The sequence below is a fragment of the Desulfosporosinus sp. HMP52 genome (assembly GCF_000765145.1).
GTDB lineage: Bacteria > Bacillota > Desulfitobacteriia > Desulfitobacteriales > Desulfitobacteriaceae > Desulfosporosinus.
On sequence record NZ_JMGA01000009.1, the window covers coordinates 46,651 to 68,390 of the forward strand.

The window sequence follows — 21,740 nt, forward strand, 5'->3', positions numbered from 1 at the left end:
GCCATGAAGAGTAAACTGGTGATGAATGGACCGGTAGTATTAATTCGTGGAGCAGGAGAACAAGCTTCTGGAGTAGGCTGGGCGTTGGCCAAAGCGGGGTTTCGAGTGGTAATGACGGAAGTTGCTAAGCCCCTAATGGTTCGCTGGCCGGTTTGTTTTGGGACGGCAGTTGAAGAAGGGCGATGGCAGGTTGAAGGGATTACGGCTTGCCGTGTAGATTTGCCCGCTGCAGATTGCGAAACTGCTTGGCAAGCAGGAGAAATTCCGATTATAGTGGATCCTGATTTAGAGATGTTACCAGTGCTTAAACCAGTGATATTGGTTGACGCTATTATGGCCAAGCAAAACTTAGGGACAAAGCGGGATATGGCCCCGATGACTATCGGTTTGGGACCAGGTTTTACTGCCGGCGCAGATGTAGATGTTGTTATAGAAACTAACCGGGGACATAATCTGGGCAGGATTATTTATTCTGGACCGGCCCAGCCCAATACAGGTATTCCTGGAGAAATCAAAGGGGTTTCAAAAGATCGTGTGGTCTATTCTACTAAGACCGGAGTTTTCAGAGCGAAGCGAGATATTGGGGAACTGGTTTTGGCAGGGGATTGTTTAGGTGAAATTGAGGACGGCATCCAGACTGCAAAGGTCTTTACCTTGATTGATGGAGTTTTAAGAGGTTTATTAAGGACTAATACCCAAATCTCAGCAAATATTAAAGTTGGGGATATTGATCCTCGGGGGCAAAAAGAATATTGTTGGACGATTTCGGAAAAAGCACGTTCTATAGGGGCGGCAGTGCTATTAAGTATCATGGAAGCTGATTTTTCTAAAAATTTTGCCTAAACAACTCTAGACAGAGTTATTAAAGTAAGCTATAATACACATAATCTTAGTCAAGAGGGCAACGGGGCTCTAATCGGTGTTAGATTTACGCCTTTTAGATCCTCGTTTTTGTTTGATAGGGATTCAAAATATCCTAAGGTCACCACTTGAAGGGTGTCTCGAAATTGACAAATGCTTAAATTAAATACGGCTTTATTTCATTCGAGTATGAAGCATGGAACTAGTTAGGACTCGACAAATTCTGAACATTTGAATTATTTTTTTTAGTCTATTAGCGGAATGTCGTACCGCCTAGCGGAACACATTGAATTTCAATGGCACTTAACCCAGCCTAAACAGAGGTGGTGGCAGATGGATAACAGATTGGTTAGCCATGAACATCTAAACGACGATTTACAAGCCGTGAACCAGATAGGGAAGACGACGGCAGGTTGGAACCGACTTGCCTATACCGAAGCAGAACGCAATGCGGTTCAGTACTTCTTGGCAGCTTGTGAAAAAATTGATTTGGTTACTCGAGTTGACTCGATAGGTAACGCCTATGCACGCTGGGAGGGGGCGTATCCCGATTTGCCTGTAGTTCTCTGCGGCTCACACTTAGACACGGTGCGTAACGGTGGCCCGTTAGATGGAACCTATGGAGTATTTGCTGCTCTAGAAGCAGTACGTACTCTGAAAAATCAAGGAATAACTCCCTATTTCCCCCTGGAAATTGTGGCATTTGCCTGCGAAGAATCGTCACGTTTTGGGGTTTCAACTGTTGGGAGCAAAGCTGTGGCGGGACAACTGGAAGTAGATAAGGTGCGAGGATTAATGGATCGCGATGGGATTGTGTTTGATGAAGCGGTGCAATCTTGGGGATATTCATTTGACCGCATATCGGAAGCTGCTCGAGATGATTTACTATTATTTATAGAGATACATATAGAGCAAGGATCAACACTGGAGAATAATGGAGAACAGCTTGGGATTGTTACGGGTATTGCAGCACCAACTCGTTTCCAAGTTGCGATTTGCGGCATAGCATCTCATTCCGGAGCGACTATGATGTCTTATCGTCGGGATGCTTTGCCTGCTGCGGCTGAGTTTGTATTAGCCGTTGAGAAAAGCGGACTGGCTGAGGAGGGATATGGAACAGTAGCAACCGTAGGGGTATGTGAGGTTTTCCCGGGAGCAATGAATGTAATTCCGGGAGAGGTACGTCTGCAGGTGGATGTGCGTGGTATAGAGTCAGCTAGTAAAGAACGGGTGGTTAATGCGCTTAAAATTAGCCTTGATCATATTTGCCAGAAACGCAGGCTGGAGTATCGTTGGAATTCTCTAAGTGACGAGGCTCCGGTATTCATGAACGTTGGTCTAAATCAAACAGTGGCGGAAGTCTGTACCGAGCTTCAGCTTAGTTATCGCTTTATGCCTAGCGGAGCAGGTCATGATGCTATGAACATGGCTCGACTATGTCCCTCAGCTCTAATATTTGTCCCCTCCCGCGGTGGGATCAGCCATAATCCTGCTGAAGATACGGATAAGGAAGACCTGTTCCTGGGAGCGGAAGTATTAGGTGAAGTTCTAAAAAGGCAAGTGACACTTGGCGAAATATAGTAATTGCTAAATCCCAAAGGAATAAGGGGGATGTTGATTTATGTATAAGCTAGGGATAGTAAACGGACATATTGTCTCCGGAAAGGAAATTAAAAAGGCTAATCTTTATATACAAGATGGAAAGATAGCCCTTGAAACAACGGAGTTTCTTGAAGCTGCTGAAATCTATAATGCAGAAGGCCTGCATATAATCCCGGGATGTTTGGATGTTCACTGTCATTTTAGAGATCCTGGTTATACTGACAAGGAAGACATGCTGCATGGAACCAGAGCTGCAGCTGTCGGAGGAGTTACCACTGTTTTTGATATGCCGAATACTAATCCTCCGGTAAGGGACGCTCAAAGTTTTAGAGAGAAAGCAGTTTATTTTAGTGATCGTGCCTATGTTGACTTTGCCTTGTGGGGCTTAGCTTTAGGTGAGATGAATAGTTCTAAACTGGCAGAAATGGTTGAGGCGGGAGCAATAGCCTTTAAGTTTTTCTGGGGATACGCCTTGAATAGCAAAACCTATGAATTAATTTATAACTACAAACCAGAGATGCCTGATCTCATAGCACCCTTAGACAATGGGGAGGTCTATGAGTTGTTTGAAGAAGTAGCCCGTACTGGCGCTTTGCTTGCTATACATGCTGAGGATCATGTATTAGTTCGAATGCTGACAGAACGAGTTCTTAAATCCGGACGGCGTGACTACTCGGCTTTGCTTGAAGCCCGTTCTAATTTGGCGGAGGAAGTAGCTATCCAGACTGCCATTGCGTTTAGTAAAGTGACTGGCGCGAGGCTACATATTGCCCATATTTCTACCCAGGAAGGTATCGAATTAGTCAAAGAGGCCCAGAAAAAGGGGATTCCCGTGACAACGGAAACTTGTTCTCATCATCTTTTCTTAGATTCCGGCGACTATGACCGAGTTGGTCCTGTCATGAAGGTTTACCCACCGGTGAGAGGAAAGCGTGACCGTCAAGCTTTATGGTCCGGACTCCAGGAAGGAACGGTGAGTCTTGTGTGTTCTGACCACGCTCCTCACAAATTGGCGGATAAGAAGGGGGATCTTTTTTCGGTTCCCGCAGGCATGTGTGATGTGGAAACCATGCTGCCTCTGATGATCAATGAGGTTAGCCGGGGAGTTATTACTCTGCCATTTGTTGTACAGAAAATGGCAGAAAATCCGGCGAAACTTTTTGATCTTTATCCCCAAAAGGGCTGCTTAGAGATTGGTGCAGATGCAGATTTAGTTTTGATTGACTTAAATAAGGAAACAGAGATTAGAAATGAGCGCTTGCATAGTAAACAACCTATAACAGGGTTTCATGGTACCTTCATAAAAGGCTGTTTAGTGGCAACATTTCTGCGTGGAAGGCAGATTATGAAGGATGGCGAGGTCATAGGTGAGCCGCAAGGGGAATTGGTTAAACCTCAAAGACGGTCTTAAGTTTTATTCATTATTTAGTGAGGTGAGTTAAGTGGAGTGGTTAGATCGTATGACCATGGTCATGGATTCAATTTGCGAAGGATCAATGGAAGGTTTGGGCGTTACAGAATTGGTCAATCGCACTCAGTTAAGTAAAGGTACTCTCCATCGGATGTTAACAGGCATGGTAACACACAATTTGGTTAGTCAGAATCCAGAAACTAAAAAATATCGCCTGGGACCCAAATCTATGGTTTGGGGAAGCAAGTTTCTGGCAGGTCAGGATACCTTCGCCCTGCTTACGGAATACTGCGATTTGTTAGCTGAACGTACAGGACTCTATACTCATTTGTGCCGCTTTGATGCAGGTGAGGTTTATTGTGTTTATACTAGACAGCCCTCTGAAGGACGAACTGCCTACTTTGTTCATGTAGGTCAGAGAATGCCTCTCCATTGCACAGCTGCCGCCAAGGCCATCTTGGCATATCAGCCTTCGAGTGCTGTAGCATCCTTATTTGCTAAAGAGCAGGTACAACGCTACACGGATTTTACGAAATTAGACTTGCAAGACCTTAGAGCAGAATTAGATGAAGTTGCGCAAACTCGAGTTGCTTATTGTGTGGAAGAGATAGAGACGGGGGTTTCGGCAATTTCTACTCCGGTGTTTCATAAAAAGGGAGAGGCCCATTTCAGCATTGGTCTGCTTGAGGCAACTCAGCATCTTAATTCTCGGCGAGATTCTTTAGTAAAAGAACTCTTAGAAATTGGAGAAAAAGCCAGTGAACGTATGGCGGCAGCCTATCTGCTCACGTCAACGGGAGTGGGGGATCCGGGACGATTGTAAGTATAAAAAAAGGACAGTCGAGCTATATAATTATAATTTTGAGAGGAGGCTGGATTAATTTTGAGCAGTTTTACTTACCGAGCGCCCCAGACAGTGGACGAGACTTTGGGTATTTTGCAGGAACAAGGGGTTAAAGCACGTGTTGCAGCGGGATGCACTAATATTTTGCCTGATATTGAGTCGAAAAAGATTACTGAGTGTCTTCTGGTAGATATCAGTGGTCTGGATGAACTAAAGGGTATTCACCTAATTGACAACAAAATAACTATTGGTGCCCTGACGACGATTGATCAATTAATCCATTCTGAGGTTATTGAAGAAAATGCTTTTGTTCTGTGGCAAGCTTGCCGTCAATTTGCTGATCCTTTAGTTCGCAATCGGGCGACTCTTTGTGGAAATATGGCCAAACCTTCCCCGGCAGCTGATGGTGTAGTTCCCTTATTGGCCTTGGAGGCTACTGTAACTGTAGGGAGTTTGACAACGGGGAAAAGGGATCTGCCAATAGAAGAATTTTTGGTCGGACCGGGAAGAAGTGCTTTAAAGCCTGATGAATTAATCCTTTCCGTGTCTTTCCAAGGGAATAAACCCTTAGGTTCTTTCACCAAGTTCGGTTTAAGGAAGGCCATGGCCATTTCGCTGATTAATATTGCAGTTGTGCTTGAGATGAAAGATGAAACCATTGTCAAAGCTAGAATTGCTTTGGGGTCTGTTGCTCCGACAGCGGTAAGGGCTAGGCAAACAGAAGCTTTCTTATGCGGACGAGAAATTACCCCTGAGGTACTAGTCCAAGCAGCAGAACTGGTTCAAACGGAAATAAATCCAATTGGAGATATTCGTGCTTCTCGTGAATATCGACTACATTTAGCCGGTGTCTTGCTTCGACGAACTATTGAAGCTGCCATGGTACCCGTTAGTGAACTTGCTCAAAAGCAATTGTCGGACGACAACGACAGGGCTGAAAGTTCACAACCGGCTCAGGCCATACAAGAAGATTTAGAGGATGAAGGGGAGGGGATCCCCTCTAAAGTAGAAATTGAGGCTGCCCGCCCACTTGACCCAGAAGGCTCACGTATAAATGAAGTTGCCATAAGGGTGAAGGTTAACGGTATCGAGATTAGAGCGTCTGTTTTGCCGGAAGCATCTTTGTTGGAATTTTTACGTGATCAGGTCAGAAGTTTTGATGTAAAGTGTGGGTGCAAAAAAGGAGACTGTGGAACTTGTACCGTGGTTTTTGCAGGGAAAGCCGTTAAATCCTGCTTGGTTCTGGCAGCCCAGGCTCATCAGCAAGAGATTTGGACATTGAAGGGTATGGAGAACGATCAACTAATGCATGATCTGCAGGAAAGCTTTGCTAAGCATGGCGCGGTGCAGTGTGGATTTTGTACACCAGGCATGCTGGTTACGGCCAAAAGTTTCTTAGAACAGGAACCTTATCCAAGTCGAGAGCAAATCAAGGCAGCTCTTGCGGGTAATCTCTGTCGTTGTACCGGTTATAAGAAAATCGTTGATGCTGTCTCAGCTGTTGCAGGCGCGCGTGTATAAAAGGGGGTCAAGAATATGGAAACAACTGTTGTTGGCAAGGGACTGCCAAAGTTTGATGCTTATACCAAAGCTAAAGGAAATATTGCCTACGCAGATGACTTTAGTCTGCCGGGAATGCTGTATGCCAAAGTTCTACGCAGTAAGTATCCCGCGGCAAAGATAATCTCCATCAACACTGCCCGGGCAGAGTTACTCCCGGGAGTTCATACGGTCATGACCAGTAAAGATGTACCCCACAATAATTTGCGGGCCAAATTCGGTCAGAGTACGGATATTGGACCTAATTTTGAAGGGTTATACCGAGTATTAGCTGAAGAAAAAGTGCGATTTTTAGGAGAGGCCATTGCTCTTGTCGCAGCGGACAGTGAGAAGATTGCTGAAGAGGCCCTAACACTAATTGATGTGATTTATGAGCAGTTACCCGGAGTATTTGATCCCATCGAAGCCCTTAAGCCAGACGCTTATCTCGTCGGAGATAATGACACTAATCTGGTTTCCCAATTTAAAATTCGTCAGGGCGACGTTGCAACGGCCTTTGAAAGCGCAGATGTGATTGTCGAAAACACCTACCGGGTACCTTTTAAAGACCATGCCTTTCTTGAACCGGAAGCCGGCGTAGCCTGGGTGGATGAGAATGGGATCATCACTATTCGAGTTTGCACCCAAGTCATTGAACATTTCCGAACTGTAGCTGAGGTTTTAGGCATACCCCATAATCATGTGCGGGTTATCGGCACTTGGGTGGGAGGGGGCTTCGGGGGGAAAGAAGATATTTCAGTTGAGAGTTTTCTGGCCCTGCTAGCCTGGAAAACCAAGCAACCTGTTAAGCTGACCTACACTCGGGAGGAATCCTTTCTTGCACACAGCAAGCGCCATCCTTTTGTCATGAAATACAAAACAGGGGCGACTAAGGATGGGATGCTTGTAGCGCTGGAGGCAGAATTAATCGCGGACGCCGGAGCTTATACCTATTTATCCCCTTGGGTTTTACTCTATGCCACAGTGAATGCAGCGGGTCCCTATAACATACCCCATGTCAAAGTGGACACGGTTGCTGTTCTTACCAACAATCCTTTTAGCAGCGCTTATCGGGGGTTTGGCGCTGTCCAGCCTAATTTTGCTTATGAATCTCAAATGGATGAATTAGCCCGGATTCTAGACTTAGATCCCTTGACTATACGACTTAAGAACTGTCTGCGGCAAGGAGATACTTTGACAACGGGAGCGGATTTTGGAGGGAGTGTCGCAGTTCAAGAGGTAGCGGAGAAAGCTTGGCAGGCCTTAGGCCCAAAAAGAGCAGACCCCGGTAAACACATTAAACTTGGTCGGGGCTTGGCAGTAGGTATGATGAGCTATGGTCGTCTAACCTTCCTGCATGACACTTCCAGATCCTACATTAAACTTGAACTTGATGGCAGCGTGCTGATGCGCTCGGGTATTCCTGATCTGGGGGCAGGTCAAGCTCAGGCCTTAGTCCAAATTGCTGCCGAAGAACTTGGGGTACCTTTAGAAAAAATTAAAATTTTCACTTCAGACACCTCCTTGACTCCCTTGGCGGGCACTTCTACGGCCACCAGACAGCTCTATATGTCAGGTAATGCGACCTTAAAAGCAGCTCGAGAGGTTAAGGAACGCTTGATAGATAAAGCGTCAGTGATGTTAAATGCAGATAAAACTGACTTAAAATTTGTCAATGAGAAAATCCTCCGGATCAGCGAACCTGATAAGTATTTAGCTCTGAGCGCGGTTATAGGGCAATGCTCTACTGATGGAGATGAGCTATACAGTGAAGCCCAGTTTAATGCGCCTTTTACAGAGGTTCCGGTTTCAGATGTGATTACTGGACAAACCTTTGCTGATTTTACCTTCGGAGCCTATGCCGTTGAGGTGGCTGTTGATGAGGAAACCGGAGCAGTTAATGTGGAAAGAGCTGTAACCTGCTATGACGTTGGCAAAGCCATAAATCCTCTTAATGTTGAGGGACAGCTGGAGGGCGGCGGTGTAGATTCCATTGGCTATGCGCTGACAGAGAACTTTGAGGTGGAGCAAGGCTATCTAAAGAGCCATTCCTTAGCGGAGTATCTTTTACCGACAGCCTTGGATGTTCCGGACATTGAGACAATTTTAGTAGAATCAGGTGCCGGAATTGGGCCCTATGGAGCGAAAGGGATCGGGGAACCGGCTTGTAATGCCATGGCCCCGGCGATTATCAATGCTATCCGTGATGCCGTCGGTGTAAGAATCACTTCCTTGCCGGCGACTTCTGAGAAAGTTCTTTTTGCAATGCTCTCTCAGAATTAAGTAAAGCTCACGCAAACCTTGGCGGACGGTGTTCGCTCTACAGCAACTGCTTAAGTTACTTTGGCGAGGTTTAAATATATTTCGCAAAAGTAACTGGAGAATAGCAGAAAACTAAAAAGGAGGGATCCTTCAGATTAGTTAAGTAGGGTTGGTTAGGTGTAAGACGGTGGTAACTTGATAAGACGGCGGCAAGGTAATTAGTACACAAAAAAGAAGGAGGTAGATTTTGAGAATGAAGAGACTGAGTAAACTATCCATTAAGTTATTGGCTTTAATGATGGTATTTTCTCTCGTTGCCGGTTGCGGTTCACAAGGAACTGCGAGTGCCCCTAAAACCGAGAATAAAACAGTCAAAATTGCTTTTCTTGGGCCTTTGACAGGTTCTAACGCCATGCAAGGGGTTGGGGCTCGCAATGCTTTTCAATTAGCGATTAAACAAGCGAATGACTCTGGCAAACTGGCCTATAAGCTGGAAGTTGTGGATTTGGACGATGCCTCCAATCCCGGAACCGGAGCCTCAGCAGCGCAGAAAGCCGTTGCGGACCCGGATGTCTTAGCGGCAGTGGGACATTGGAATTCCCCGGTTGCCGAAGCAACAATACCTATCTTTAAATCAGCTGGAATCCCCTTGGTTATCTGGGGTGCCATTGGACCTAAACTTACAAGTGCTGATAATTATCCTTATGTTACAAGGGTTGCGCCTACTCAAGTTCAGGAAAATGCTCCTCTGGCGGCCTTTGCCATTAAGGACTTAGGACGCAAAAAGTGGGCTATTATCTCGGATACCAGCACTTATGGTAAAAGCAACACAGATGCTTGGAAAAACGAATTGGCCAAGTCTCCTGGTACAGAAGTAGTTTCTGTGGATGAAATTCAAGTGGGTCAAATCGACTTCCGACCTATTCTCAGTAAAATCAAAAATCAAAATGTCGATGCTATCTACTTCGGTGGAGTCGTGATGGAAGGCGCTATGGTTCGACGTCAAGCTAACGAACTGGGATTAAACAATACTTTGCTCGTGGGTATCTCCGGTATCTTGGATGACAAATATATTGAAACCGCCGGCAGCGAAGCCGCTGAAGGGGTTATTGCTACTAAGCCTGGTAAGGACGTAAGCGAGATGGCAGGCGGTAAAGCCTTTGATGAAGCTTATACACAAGCTGGCTATAAGGAACCTTATGGTGCTTATGGTCCCTATGCCTATGATGCAGCAAATATAGTGGTGGAAGCCTTGAAACAAGCCGGTTCAGATAAGAAGGCCTTAGTAGAGGCAATTACTAAAGCTAAACATGACGGACTACTGGGTACCACAACCTTTAATGAAGTGGGCCAAACCACTAACATTGCCAGTACTATTTCAGTTGTTCAAGATGGAAAATGGGTTGCTTGGGACGCTTCAAAATACAAGAGCGGAGAACGTAAATTGCCGGGTGCTAAATAACCTGTTGATTAACCATCCCTTAGGTGGGGGAGTCTACCCTCCACCTAAGTGGAGCACAGGGCAGCAATTCCACTATGCGAAGTGGAAAGTTCACAGTCGGATGAAGGAATAGAGTAGATAACTTCTTGCCGACTCTTCAATGATAATTGTTTCAGTTGGTAAGAAGCCTTTAAAGGTGAAGATGATAGCAGATTGAGGGGGAGTATTAAATGGATTTTCAGGTAATAGGCAAAGTATTACCACGAAAAGATGGAATCGCCAAGGTCTGCGGTAAAGAACCCTTTGCAAGTGATATTGTGGTTCCGCATATGTTATACGCAGTGACTTTACGAAGTGAACACGCCCACGCTGAGATTATTAAGATTGATACTTCGGAAGCTGAAAGCATGGGGGCAGTTTGTATAACTCCTACTGAAGTCCCGGACTTTACTTATAATGAACGAACCGTCAGTATCCCTGAAAAAACTTTCTGTGACCGCAAAGTTTTACCTAGGCGTGTCCGTCATGTTGGTGAAGCCATAGCTGCTGTAGCGGCCGAGACAGAGGAACTGGCTTTTCGAGCTATGCAGGCCATTAAAGTTGAGTATAATGTCTTGCCCTCTGTGTTGGATCCTGAGGAGGCCATGCAGCCAGAGGCTGCATCTCTCTATGATGAAATCCTATTAGGAAAACAACAGCTTAAAGTTAAGAATAATGTAGCCTGCGAACGTAATATTGTCATTGGTGATCCGGAAGCTGGTTTTGCTGCTGCAGATTATATCGTTGAACGGGACTATGATTTGCCGAGGATTTATCATCATCAAATGGAGACTAAAACTGTGGTTTGTCAACCGGAAGCCAACGGCGGCATTACAATCTGGACCACAACCCAAACAATTCACAATGTGCGTCAACTGTTAGGCCAGATTTTTGAGCTGCCTTTAAGCAAGATTAACGTTAAGAAACTGAGTATTGGCGGATCCTTTGGTTCTAGTATCCAGATGAATTCCATGATCCCCATTTGTGTCGCTTTAGCCTTGAAGGCCCGATGTCCTGTCAAGCTGGTTAGCAGTCGGGAAGATGATATCCATGACCATGTGAAATTTCCGGCTCGTATTAAGTTAAAAGTAGGTGTAACGAAGGACGCTAAAATAGTAGCAGCAGATATGCGGGTTCTTGTCGATATCGGTGCCCATCAAATCAATTCTTATCCTCTCCTGGGCTGTATGTCCGGCTGGTACGCTTCCTTATACAAGTGGCAGGATTTTCGATTTGACGGTACGGCAGTCTATACAAATAAGGTACCGGGCTGTGCTATGCAAGGGTACGGCAATCCTGAGGTTAACTTCGCTGTGGAGTCCCATATGGATGTTATAGCCAATGAGTGTGGTTTTGACCCGATTGAGTTTCGGCTGAAAAACTATGTGGGTATTGGCGATGAATTTTGGGGTCAAGGCCCCACGGTAAAATCCATTATTAAAAGTTGCGGTGTCGAAGAAATGCTGACGGTGGGCGCTGAGAAAATAGGGTGGAGTGAGCGTCGATCCAGCCAAGCCAAAACTGGACGTTACCGCAAAGGGGTGGGTATCGCTCGTGGTTTTCATACTTCAGGCACAGGTGGTCCTAAACCAGGAGAAGTTATTGATTATTCCAGTGCTACGATTAAAATCAATGAAGATGGAACGGTAGATGTATTGTCTCCGGTGATGGATTTAGGCGGTGGCACAGGGGAGGCCACGGTTAAAGTAGTTGCTGAGCTGCTCAAAGTCCCCTATGACAAAGTAGAACTGGCAATTGTGGACACTAGAACAACAGGCTATGATGTGAATACCCATGCTACCCGGGGTGTCTACTGTGGCTGCGGTGCTGCATTGCACGTGGCAAAACAAGTCAAGATTAAGCTCTTAGAGTTTGCCTCCCGAATTTTGGAGGAAAATCCTGACGATTTGGACTTGAGTTATGAGCCGGAAGATAACAAAACCATAATTCATGTTAAGAGATTTAAACAAAAACAAATAAGTATTGGTGAAGTTGCCAAGCTGGCCCAAATTTATAGTTGGGGTACCATAGCAGTTTCAGACAGTTATCGGCAGAGAAACTGCCCACCCTGTTTCGTCGCTCATTTTATTGAGGTAGAAGTTGATACCTGGACAGGAATCGTTAAGGTTCCGAGAGCTATACTGCTCGCGGATTCCGGAACCCCTATTAATCCGGATATGCTGGAAGGCCAGTTAATTGGCTCTTTATCCAGAGGGCTAGGGTATGCTGCCTATGAAAGTACGGAAAATGATTTGGAAACAGGTAAGCTGTTATGTGGGGGCTTCATCACGGATAATAAGATTCCCACCAGCTGCGAGATGCCTTTAATGGATAATATTCAAGTATATTTTGCCCATACCTATGAGCCTACCGGGCCTTTCGGGGCTAAAGGAATTGGTGAGGCAGCGCTGAATTCCGTGGCTGCAGCTTATGCTAATGCTATTTACAATGCAATAGGTATTAGATTTTACCAGACTCCTATTACACCGGAAAGAATCCTGCAGGCCCTGGAAGGAGGTGCCTCCGTTGAAAACTAATACAAAAATCTTGACGTCAGAATTTGAATATCTGGAATGTCCAACCCTAGCGGAAGCTTTAAACTGTCTGTCGAAGTACAATGGCAAGGCTAAAATTCTTGCAGGGGGGACTGACTTATTGATAAAAATGAAAAGTGGTCTGCTCCAATGCCAATACCTTATTTTTGTGAAGAAGATTGAAGCCCTGAATTATCTTATCTCAGACAAGAAAACCTTGAGGATCGGGCCAATGATCAACTTAAGGAGCATTGAAAAGAATGAACAGGTCAAGGCCTATTACAGTGCTTTGTTTGAAGCGGTTCGTTCAATGGCAGCTACCTCAGTGAAAAATATGGCGACCATTGGTGGAAACCTCTGTAATGGTTCACCGGCTGCAGATACCGCGCCTCCACTGCTGGTCTATGGCGCAACTCTGAAATTATCCAGTATGCGGGGAGATAGAATTGTTCCGGTCGAAGAATTTTTCCTGGGGCCTAGTCAAACTGTTTTAGAGAGTGATGAACTGCTAACAGAAATATGTCTGCCTGATTTAGGAGACCAAGTTGGCAGCAGCTTTCTCAAGTTGGGGAGGGTATCAGCTGATATCGCCAAAATTAATGTTGCTGTCTGTTTAAATCGCAACGGCAAGACTGTCGGCAATTGTAGGATTGCCTTCGGCTCTGTAGCGCCGACACCGATTAGAATACCTGAGGCAGAAGAAATCCTTAAGGGTCAAGAAATGAGCGACGAGTTAATAGTCAAAGCTGCCAAGGCTGCGGCTGGCCTAATCAAACCGATTACCGACAAACGGTCAACGAATAGCTATCGTCAACAAGTAAGTAAAGTGATCTTGGAAGAGGGTATACGGTCAGCATGGCAGCGGGCTGGAGGTGAGCTGTAATGGAGAAAAGGTTAATTAAAGTCACCATTAACGGTAAGTTACGAGAATTGTTCGTTAAGTCGAATGATCTCCTTCTCAATGTTTTGCGCAATGATTTAAACCTCATGGGTACCAAGTACGGTTGTGGTATCGGAGAGTGCGGAGCTTGTACAGTGCTCTTAGATGGCCAAACCGTCTTAGCTTGCCTTATTTTAGCTGTAACGGTTGACGGTCAAGAAATTACTACTATAGAAGGAATGGGTGATCCTGTTCAGCTGCATCCTCTTCAGGAGTCCTTCATTGAGCATGGCGCTGTGCAATGCGGCTTTTGTACCCCGGGGATGTTGTTGGCAGGTGAGGCCTTACTTAAGGAAAATCCTAATCCTAGTGAAGAAGAAATTCGCGAGTATCTGAGGGGTAATCTTTGTCGATGCACCGGTTATGCAGCAATCGTTAAGGCAATTAAGTCGGAAGCAAAATCTCAGAGTGCTGACCCGGGTACCCTCAGTGAATAAGACTAAACAAAAAGGAGGTTGGGGCTTTTGTCACTTCTCTTATCTCAGATTATCAATGCAATAATGCTGGGTTCTACCTATTCGTTGATTGCCATTGGTTTCTCCCTATTCTTTGGAGTTATGGATATAGTTGTGTTTTCAGCAGGAGACGTAGCGATTGTTGCCGCATTTAGCATTTTGGTGCTCATGGGAACTCAAATGCTTCCTGTTCTGGACTCTATACTCCCTCACGCTGTTTCTTCAGTAGTAATGGTTTTCGTGGGGGCAATGATCACTGCCTTACTCATGCTCCTGATGTATCGTCTAGTGATTAAACCCTTTGAAGGCAAAAGTCCGCTGATGCCCCTTCTCAGCACCATAGCTTCCGGGATTGTACTCCGAGAACTGATTGGTATTTTCTATCCTCAAGGAAGAAATCCCCAGGCGTTTCCTCAGATGCTCCCTAGTGGAACAATTTCTTCCAGCCTTATGATATCCTGGCGAAATGTTATTATTATTCTGGCCACAGTATTCCTGGTGGCACTGCTTTATTGGTTTGTTAATAAAACTAAAATTGGTTTATCCATTCAAGCTGTGTCTCAGAATAGAGAAGCGGCCATGATGGTAGGGCTTAACTGGCGACTAAGTATTTTGGTGACTTTCTTAATTGGGGGATTTTTACTGGGGGTCAGTGGTTTCCTGGTAGCATCTTATTCTGAAGTTGTACGTTTTGACATGGGCTCAATGTATGGATTGAAGGGATTCAGCGCTGCTGTGGTAGGTGGCCTGGGCAGTATGTTCGGCGGAATAGCCGGTGGAATGCTCATTGCCTTTATCGAAGTTTTTGTTACCGCTTATATCCCCGGAGGCTCAGCCTATTCCGGTGTTGCCGGATTTTTGATGGTCATCGTTTTTATATTATTTAAGCCTGAAGGAATCCTGGGAGAAAAAACAGTCGAAAAGGTTTAGTATGCACCAGAGGAGGAGGTTAACAAGTGCAAAGAGCTGCTTTTGCATCGAAAAATAGTCTGGTTACACTGCTCGTTAGTGTTTTAGCTTGTGTATTTTTATATTTTGCCTTAGTGGGATCCTTATTTGTTGCCTTGGCTGTCATTGGCATTGGTTTAGCTTTAATTGTATTAGGTGAATACAGGGGCAAGGCTGAAGCAATTCATACAGCCTTTGGAGAACATAGAAGTTTGGGTATAACTGTGTTGATCATCTTTGTGCTGACCCTCCCGTTCTTACTAAAGGGCAACAATTATTTGCTCCATATTGTTGTTATGGGGGGAATCTATAGTGTGGTGGCTCTGGGGCTTAACTTCCAAATGGGCAGTACCGGAATGGTAAACTTTGCGACTGCAGCGTTTTTTGGTACGGGTGCCTATACGTCAGCTCTATTAGTTACGAAGTTTAATATTTCACCCTGGCTGGGTACAGTGAGCGGGTTAGTATTGGCTGCTGTGCTGGGGCTGCTCTTTGGTATCCCGGCCTTAAAAACCCGTGGTTATTACCTTTCCCTTGTTACCATGGCTTTGCAGGTTATTTTTACCCTGATGATTATTAATACAAGTTGGCTTGGCGGCCCCAATGGTGTTCCTGGCATACCTGCCTATAGTCTCGCTGGATTTTCTCTAAAGACATCGGTTGTGCTATTTGGCATTAAATTACCTTATCAAGCAAATTACTACTACTTGGTTTTCGGTATTCTTGGTTTGGCTGTTTTGGTAGCGGCTCGTTTATATAATTCCCACGTAGGTTTGGCCTGGAATGCCATCGAACAGGATGAAATTGTGGCCGTGACTCAAGGGATTAATCAAACCAAGATTAAATTATTGGCTTTTGCTTTGGGGGCAGCATTCGCTGGCCTGGCAGGCGCATTATATGGTCATTATACGAGTTTTATTGGGGTTGAGAATTTTGACTTTTCCATATCCCTCATCTTCATCTGCATGGTTTTATTGGGAGGAATGGACAATGTCCTTGGGGTTGTCCTAGGAGCAATGTTGTTGACCATAGTTGATGAGAAGCTTCGCGATTTCGCTGACTATCGTATGTTAATGTATAGTTTAATTTTAATCATAATTTTGTTGGCGCGTTCCCAAGGTTTGCTGCCTAAGCGAATTAGAAAGTACGGTAAACTAAGAGACAGCAAGATAGAACCTATTTCTAACGGATGAATGGGGGGCACTTAAGGCAATGAAAGTTATGCAGACAGAGTCTCTAACAATTAATTTCGGAGGGTTAAAGGCAGTCGATGAAGTTGATTTTGCAATAGCTGATGAGGTAGTAGGGTTGCTGGGTCCCAATGGTTCGGGTAAAACCACCTTTCTGAATCTGGTAAGTGGAATTTATCAACCAACCAGTGGCAAAATCATCTTTCAACAGGAAGATATTACTGGCTCGGGAGCCCACGTTATTCGGGGCAAAGGCATAGCGCGCACTTTCCAGACTAATCGGCTTTGCCTGAACCTGAGCGTTATTGATAACATGCTCCTCGGTCTTTACAGTCAGAAGGAATCTACTTGGTGGCAAGCTATCCTGCAACCGAAGCGCTGCCGGAAAGAACTTAGGCAGAATATTGAAAAGTGTTTGCTGTTGCTAGAACATTTTAATCCAGATCTAGTTGAGAAAGCCTATGATCCGATTACAAGTATTGCGCTTATAGATCGGCGCAGAATTGAAATTGCCAGGGCAATCGTCGGTGATCCCAAATTATTATTGCTTGACGAGCCAACAGCTGGGCTAAACTCTGAAGAAACAACCCAAATCATCAATGATATCGGAAAGATTCGCCAGGGCGACCAGCAGATATGTATGATCATTATCGAACACGATATGAACGTTATCTCGAGCATTTGTAATAGAGTTGTTGTTTTGAATGCCGGCAAGAAAATCGCCGACGATACCTATCAAGAAATTTGTAAGAACGAGCAGGTGCAAACTGCTTACCTAGGAGGATAAGATCATGCTAGAACTTTGCAATATCAGTACAAAATATGGTCAGATTCCTATGTTAATGGAGGTAAGTATTAAGGTTGACAAAGGTGAAGCGGTCTGTTTATTAGGGGCTAACGGAGCGGGAAAAACAACTGTGTTAAAAACCATTATAAGTATGGTTAAGCCTATTAAGGGAGAGGTCTTTTTTAATGGTCAAAGGCTTGATCTTCTGCCTTCACATAAAGTAATTCAGGCAGGAATTGCTATTGTACCGGAGCGGGAAGGATTATTCCCCAAACTCACTGTAGAAAACAATCTGCTAATGGGGGCTTATTACGAAAAAGATAAGCAAAAAATCAACCACAGAATGGAAGAAGTCTTAACAATCTTTCCTAAACTAAAAGAGAGGTTCCGGCGCAATGCAGGTACTCTGAGTGGTGGTGAACGGAAGATGCTGGGAATTGGGAGAGCCCTTTTAGCGGATCCGCAGGTATTATTGTTAGATGAACCCTCCCTAGGTCTTGCTCCTGCTTTGGTTCACGAAGTTTATGCCGTTATTGAACGAATTAAGAAAGAAAAGAATCTGGCCATTCTTTTAGTTGAACAAAATGCCTTAAAAGCTTTATCCGTTGTAGAGCGGGGATATGCCTTGCAAAAGGGCGGGATCTTTCTGGAAGGTTCCAGCGCAGAGCTTCGAGAAAATAAGATTGTGGTAGAATCTTATCTTTCTAGCTGTAGTGTATAGCTTTTAGATTTGGACAGTTAGGCCAGCAAAGAAATCGTTTACAATCTTACTAGGCTTAGAATATAATCTTAAATATCATTATGGGCTAGTTTCTACTATGCCTATTCATTGAAATATGTGGTTATATCGACTTCTCATAAGGAAATAATGGATATTATGTAAGATTATTTTCTGAGTTAAAAAAGAAGGATATTTCAGATCCATATCGAATTTGTATATTATAGAATGAATTTACTTTATTGTGATACAAATTCGCTGTGGTTTTGTATCCGCAGAGTCCGAACTGATTTAAGAGTCCTAGTATAATTGAATACTTTTTCTTTTACTCATATATCCCTGATAATTGGATCGGGGGTTTCTACGAGGCAACCGTAATTGCTTCTCTATGAGCCAGAGATGGTTCATAGAATCCAGCAATAGAGGTTGTTTTTTTGTGTGCCCAAAAGTTGACAGAAGATTTAAACATCAAAAGAAGGGGACTCTTAAAATGATAATAGGGGTGAGAAAATGAAGTATTTCCAACCGCAGAGCGTAGAAGAGGCATTAGAACTTGCTTACACATCGGAGGCAACTTTCTTAGCCGGAGGAACAGATCTTGTACTTCATATGCGTACGGGAAAGGTTCAGCCCTTAGGTCTGATAGACCTGGGCAAGATTTCAGTACTGCGAGAAATAAAGGAAATTGAAGGATCCTTGGAGATCGGGAGTATGGCAACCTTTGCTGAATTAGGAAAAAGTGAGCTTGTTTTTCGGAAGGCCCATGCCCTTTGGCAAGCTTGTCAAACAATGGGTTCTCCGCAAATACGCAATCAAGCAACAATAGGCGGAAATTTGGGTAATTGTTCCCCGGCAGCGGATGGTTTGCCGGCCCTATTGGCCTTAGGAGCGGAGGTTTGTCTAAGTACAAAGGCCGGAAATGAGATTTTACCCTTAGAGTCTCTTCTGAGCCGGACACCTCTGCTGGAGCAGGGAACGCTTATCAGAGGATTTCGCATTCCCATAAATGGTCAGAAAAGTGGGTTCGCTAAGTTAGGCAGACGGAAGGCCCTGGCGATTGCTCGCCTCAGTGTTGCTGTCTCGGTAGAAATGAATGGAAGTCGAATAGATAATGTTCGCGTTGCTTTAGGGGCAGTTGGCAGACGGGCTTTTTTAAGTGAAGCTCTGGGTCAAGAATTAAGTGGACAAGAATTGAATAATGAATTGCTGGAAAAGGGTGTTTTAGAAGTTCAGCGGATTGTTCGAGAGGCATTAGGAACTCGAGCCTCCGCGCCCTATAAACGAGTAGCAGTAGCCGGAGTCTTTCGTGAGGCTTTGGCAACCATTATTCCTGAGGGGGGAAAATAAGTATGATAGAGATTAAACTTGTCGTCAATGAAAAACCTTATAACTTGAATGTAGAACCAAGTGAACGTCTCATTGATGCTTTACGCAACCGTCTAGGGCTCCTGGGAACAAAGGAAGGTTGCGGCGAAGGAGAATGTGGGGCCTGCACCATCATCATGGACGGAAAAACTGTAAACTCCTGTCTTGTCTTGGCTGCTCAAGCCAATGGGAGTGTGCTTACAACCATTGAAGGAGTAGGGAATCGTCGTTCTCCCCATCCGGTGCAAAAGGCTTTTGTAGAAGTTGGAGCTGTTCAATGTGGCTTTTGTACCCCGGGAATGGTTTTATCAGCTAAGAATTTATTGGATAAGAACTCTCACCCCAGTGAAAGTGAGATAGGAGTTGCAATGTCTGGGAATCTTTGTCGCTGTACTGGGTATGATAAAATTTTACGCGCTGTAAAAATTGCCGCTGAGGAGGGTAAACAATGAAAACTTCAGTGGTTGGATCACGAGTTACCAGAGAAGATGCTTGGGGAAAAGTATTTGGACAAACAAAGTTCCCTGCCGACGTAAATCTGCCGGGCCAGCTCTATGCTGTGGTTATCCGCAGTCCTCATCCTCATGCCAAAGTTTTAAGTATTAACTGTGACTATGCACTGGAAATGGCCGGAGTGGTGGCTGTTCTATCTGCAAAAGATGTTCCGCACAATGCCCACGGGGTACTCTTCCGTGACCAACCTGTCTTGGCTGAGTATGTCCGAATGGTAGGGGACCCGGTAGCTGTTGTAGGAGCTGAGACAGAGGAAATTGCTCGGGAAGCCGCTAAGCGTGTACAAGTAGAGTACCAAGTTCTGCCTACTGTCTTTGACCCGGAGGAGGCAATGAAGCCGGATGTCCTGCCTCTTCATCCATCCCTGCGTCCCACGAATGTTCTTTATCATATGCCCATAAGAAGGGGATCAATGGAAGAAGGCTGGGCTAAAGCAGATGTTGTGATAGAAAAGGAATACAATACCCAACATGTGGATCATGCTTTTTTGCAGCCAGAAGCGGTATTAGCCCATTTAGACGAACGAGGACACCTGGTGGTTCAAACAGCTACTCAATATGCCCATTATGATCGGGGCGAGATTGCTCATGCTTTAGGGCTGCGCTTTAGTCAGGTTCAAGTGAAAACCCTGGCGGTGGGAGGAGCTTTCGGAGGACGTGAAGATATTTCACTCCAGGTCATTGCCGCCTTAATGGCTTGGAAAACCCTTCGCCCAGTGAAAATGGAAAATACTCGGGAAGAGTCATTTTATTCCCATTCCAAACGTCACCCCATGCGGATGCAATATAAGACAGGCGCAACAAAAGATGGCAAATTAGTGGCCATGGAAGCCAAGATCGTTGGGGATTCAGGTGCCTATGCTTCATGGAGCATCAACGTCTTGCGTAAAGCTGCAGTCCATGCCACTGGTCCTTATGTCATTCCTAATGTCTCGATTGATAGTTATGCTGTGTTTACCAATAATCCATTTACAGGAGCTATGCGGGGTTTTGGGGCAGCTCAAACTGTCTTAGCCTATGAAAGCCAAATGGATCTCCTGGCTAAGGAGATCGGAATTTCTCCTTTGGAGATTCGCTTGCGTAATATCTTTAAAGTCGGAAGTACAACAGCAACCGGACAAGTGTTGACCAGTAGTGTTCCGCTGGATCAGTGCCTGGCAAAAATCACACCTTATCTCCAAAGAGGGGGGGAGTCCGAGTGAAAAAGAGAGGAATCGGTTTAGGGTGTTCCTGGTATGGCACAGGTTATGGGAATGGGTTCCCGGATGTTTCCAGTGCCTTTGTAGAAATTCATGATGACGGTTCGGCCACAGTATTGACAGGGGCCGTTGATGTAGGTCAAGGGAGTAATTCTATCTTTGCTCAAATCGTGGCGGAAGAACTTGGGCTGGAGGCTCAGGATATCTGTGTCTACTCCGGGGATACGGATGCTACCCCGGATTCAGGGACAACGGCAGCGACAAGGCAAACTTACAATACGGGAAACGCTGTTTTAAAGGCCGTTCGCCAGGCAAAATCCTCGTTGCTGGTCTATGCTGCACGAGAGTTTTCTTGCCCAACCTCGGAAGGAATTGAACTTAAAGAGGGATATATCGGAGTTAAAGGGGATCCTTCACGCAGGGTGCCTTTGGCGGACCTGGTTTTTCAAGCTCGTTTACGGGGAGAACGGTTTATTAGTGCCGAAAGTTCCACTGCTCGTTCAACCCCTGTAGACCCGGAGACCGGCCAAGGTGCTCCTTACTGGCCCTATTCCTTTGGGTGTCAGTCTGCCGAAGTTGAAGTTGATACGGAAACTGGGGTGGTTCAAGTCCTAAAAGTTGTCGCAGTTCATGATGTAGGGAAGGCTCTAAATCCTACTCAAGTAGAGGGTCAAATCGCAGGTGGAGTTACTCAAGGAATTGGGTATGCTTTACTTGAGGAATTAGAATTGAACGAGGGGAAAATTAAGAATCCTGCCTTTTCCAGCTATTTGATTCCCACGGCCTTAGATGTGCCTAATATAGAAGCATTTTTTGTAGAAGATGCAGAGTCCACTGGTCCTTTTGGCGCTAAGGGACTTGGTGAACCTGCAATGCTTCCGACAGTTGCGGCCATCATTAATGCTATTGATGATGCTGTGGGAGTAAGGATTACGTCTATACCAGCGACGCCGGAAAAGATTTTAAAAGCGCTAGCTGAAAAAAACGGGGAGGTGAAAAAACATTAGTCTGGAAGCTGTTCAAGTGAGATGAAATCAAAAACTAAATAATAATCGTTGATAATTAGTGTTAAACTTATAACGGACTTATCCTA

General features: G+C 45.0%; 18 protein-coding genes and 1 riboswitch. All 18 genes read left to right on the top strand.

Going from position 1 to position 21,740, the window contains the following annotated elements; genetic code table 11:
* Positions 1-3: 3 nt before the first annotated feature.
* A complete protein-coding gene (yqeB, locus tag DP73_RS03300; protein ID WP_034597383.1) occupies positions 4-843 on the top strand; it encodes a selenium-dependent molybdenum cofactor biosynthesis protein YqeB in 840 nt (279 codons plus the stop codon).
* A gap of 351 nt (positions 844-1,194) precedes the next feature.
* Positions 1,195-2,442 (top strand): Zn-dependent hydrolase, encoded by a 1,248-nt coding sequence (locus DP73_RS03305; RefSeq protein ID WP_034597386.1) that lies wholly within the window; start codon positions 1,195-1,197, stop codon positions 2,440-2,442.
* A 40-nt stretch (positions 2,443-2,482) separates the two neighbouring features.
* Positions 2,483-3,874, top strand: coding sequence for a dihydroorotase (gene pyrC / locus DP73_RS03310; protein WP_034597388.1), 1,392 nt, complete (start codon positions 2,483-2,485; stop codon positions 3,872-3,874).
* A 31-nt stretch (positions 3,875-3,905) separates the two neighbouring features.
* Complete coding sequence (locus DP73_RS03315; protein WP_034597389.1) at positions 3,906-4,697, top strand: IclR family transcriptional regulator; 792 nt, start codon at positions 3,906-3,908, stop codon at positions 4,695-4,697.
* A gap of 60 nt (positions 4,698-4,757) precedes the next feature.
* The gene (locus tag DP73_RS22310) at positions 4,758-6,239 is read left to right on the top strand and encodes an FAD binding domain-containing protein (RefSeq protein WP_081962927.1); all 1,482 of its coding nucleotides are present in this window, start codon (positions 4,758-4,760) and stop codon (positions 6,237-6,239) included.
* Between the two features lie 15 nt (positions 6,240-6,254).
* Positions 6,255-8,540 (top strand): xanthine dehydrogenase family protein molybdopterin-binding subunit, encoded by a 2,286-nt coding sequence (locus DP73_RS03330; RefSeq protein ID WP_034597390.1) that lies wholly within the window; start codon positions 6,255-6,257, stop codon positions 8,538-8,540.
* Positions 8,541-8,772: 232 nt separating this feature from the next.
* Positions 8,773-9,981 carry a branched-chain amino acid ABC transporter substrate-binding protein gene (locus DP73_RS03335; protein WP_052090356.1) on the top strand — a complete coding sequence of 403 codons (1,209 nt, stop codon included), beginning with the start codon at positions 8,773-8,775 and terminating at the stop codon, positions 9,979-9,981.
* Between the two features lie 209 nt (positions 9,982-10,190).
* On the top strand, positions 10,191-12,536 hold the full coding sequence (locus tag DP73_RS03340; protein ID WP_034597391.1) for a xanthine dehydrogenase family protein molybdopterin-binding subunit: 2,346 nt from the start codon (positions 10,191-10,193) through the stop codon (positions 12,534-12,536).
* Positions 12,526-13,416 (top strand): xanthine dehydrogenase family protein subunit M, encoded by an 891-nt coding sequence (locus DP73_RS03345; protein ID WP_052090357.1) that lies wholly within the window; start codon positions 12,526-12,528, stop codon positions 13,414-13,416. Before DP73_RS03340 ends, DP73_RS03345 begins: the two co-directional genes overlap by 11 nt.
* The gene (locus DP73_RS03350) at positions 13,416-13,910 is read left to right on the top strand and encodes a (2Fe-2S)-binding protein (protein WP_034597395.1); all 495 of its coding nucleotides are present in this window, start codon (positions 13,416-13,418) and stop codon (positions 13,908-13,910) included. Before DP73_RS03345 ends, DP73_RS03350 begins: the two co-directional genes overlap by 1 nt.
* Before the next feature lie 27 nt (positions 13,911-13,937).
* Entirely contained in the window at positions 13,938-14,858 is a 921-nt protein-coding gene (locus tag DP73_RS03355) for a branched-chain amino acid ABC transporter permease (protein WP_034597396.1), read from the top strand.
* Positions 14,859-14,884: 26 nt separating this feature from the next.
* Positions 14,885-16,069 carry a branched-chain amino acid ABC transporter permease gene (locus DP73_RS03360; RefSeq protein WP_052090358.1) on the top strand — a complete coding sequence of 395 codons (1,185 nt, stop codon included), beginning with the start codon at positions 14,885-14,887 and terminating at the stop codon, positions 16,067-16,069.
* A gap of 19 nt (positions 16,070-16,088) precedes the next feature.
* On the top strand, positions 16,089-16,853 hold the full coding sequence (locus tag DP73_RS03365) for an ABC transporter ATP-binding protein (protein ID WP_034597398.1): 765 nt from the start codon (positions 16,089-16,091) through the stop codon (positions 16,851-16,853).
* Between the two features lie 4 nt (positions 16,854-16,857).
* A complete protein-coding gene (locus DP73_RS03370; protein WP_034597400.1) occupies positions 16,858-17,574 on the top strand; it encodes an ABC transporter ATP-binding protein in 717 nt (238 codons plus the stop codon).
* A gap of 306 nt (positions 17,575-17,880) precedes the next feature.
* Positions 17,881-17,980, top strand: a riboswitch (purine riboswitch).
* Positions 17,981-18,081: 101 nt separating this feature from the next.
* Positions 18,082-18,918, top strand: coding sequence for an FAD binding domain-containing protein (locus DP73_RS03375; RefSeq protein ID WP_034597401.1), 837 nt, complete (start codon positions 18,082-18,084; stop codon positions 18,916-18,918).
* Between the two features lie 2 nt (positions 18,919-18,920).
* Positions 18,921-19,388, top strand: coding sequence for a (2Fe-2S)-binding protein (locus tag DP73_RS03380; protein WP_034597404.1), 468 nt, complete (start codon positions 18,921-18,923; stop codon positions 19,386-19,388).
* A complete protein-coding gene (locus DP73_RS24140) occupies positions 19,385-20,650 on the top strand; it encodes a molybdopterin cofactor-binding domain-containing protein (protein ID WP_034597405.1) in 1,266 nt (421 codons plus the stop codon). Before DP73_RS03380 ends, DP73_RS24140 begins: the two co-directional genes overlap by 4 nt.
* Complete coding sequence (locus DP73_RS24145) at positions 20,647-21,654, top strand: molybdopterin cofactor-binding domain-containing protein (RefSeq protein ID WP_034597406.1); 1,008 nt, start codon at positions 20,647-20,649, stop codon at positions 21,652-21,654. Before DP73_RS24140 ends, DP73_RS24145 begins: the two co-directional genes overlap by 4 nt.
* The last annotated feature ends 86 nt before the right edge of the window (positions 21,655-21,740 follow it).

Coding starts and splice junctions, on each gene's coding strand:
- yqeB (WP_034597383.1), top strand. CDS start 4: ATGAAGAGTAAACTGGTGATGAATGGACCGGTAGTATTAATTCGTGGA.
- DP73_RS03305 (WP_034597386.1), top strand. CDS start 1,195: ATGGATAACAGATTGGTTAGCCATGAACATCTAAACGACGATTTACAA.
- pyrC (WP_034597388.1), top strand. CDS start 2,483: ATGTATAAGCTAGGGATAGTAAACGGACATATTGTCTCCGGAAAGGAA.
- DP73_RS03330 (WP_034597390.1), top strand. CDS start 6,255: ATGGAAACAACTGTTGTTGGCAAGGGACTGCCAAAGTTTGATGCTTAT.
- DP73_RS03335 (WP_052090356.1), top strand. CDS start 8,773: ATGAAGAGACTGAGTAAACTATCCATTAAGTTATTGGCTTTAATGATG.
- DP73_RS03340 (WP_034597391.1), top strand. CDS start 10,191: ATGGATTTTCAGGTAATAGGCAAAGTATTACCACGAAAAGATGGAATC.
- DP73_RS03350 (WP_034597395.1), top strand. CDS start 13,416: ATGGAGAAAAGGTTAATTAAAGTCACCATTAACGGTAAGTTACGAGAA.
- DP73_RS03365 (WP_034597398.1), top strand. CDS start 16,089: ATGAAAGTTATGCAGACAGAGTCTCTAACAATTAATTTCGGAGGGTTA.
- DP73_RS03370 (WP_034597400.1), top strand. CDS start 16,858: ATGCTAGAACTTTGCAATATCAGTACAAAATATGGTCAGATTCCTATG.
- DP73_RS03375 (WP_034597401.1), top strand. CDS start 18,082: ATGAAGTATTTCCAACCGCAGAGCGTAGAAGAGGCATTAGAACTTGCT.
- DP73_RS03380 (WP_034597404.1), top strand. CDS start 18,921: ATGATAGAGATTAAACTTGTCGTCAATGAAAAACCTTATAACTTGAAT.
- DP73_RS24140 (WP_034597405.1), top strand. CDS start 19,385: ATGAAAACTTCAGTGGTTGGATCACGAGTTACCAGAGAAGATGCTTGG.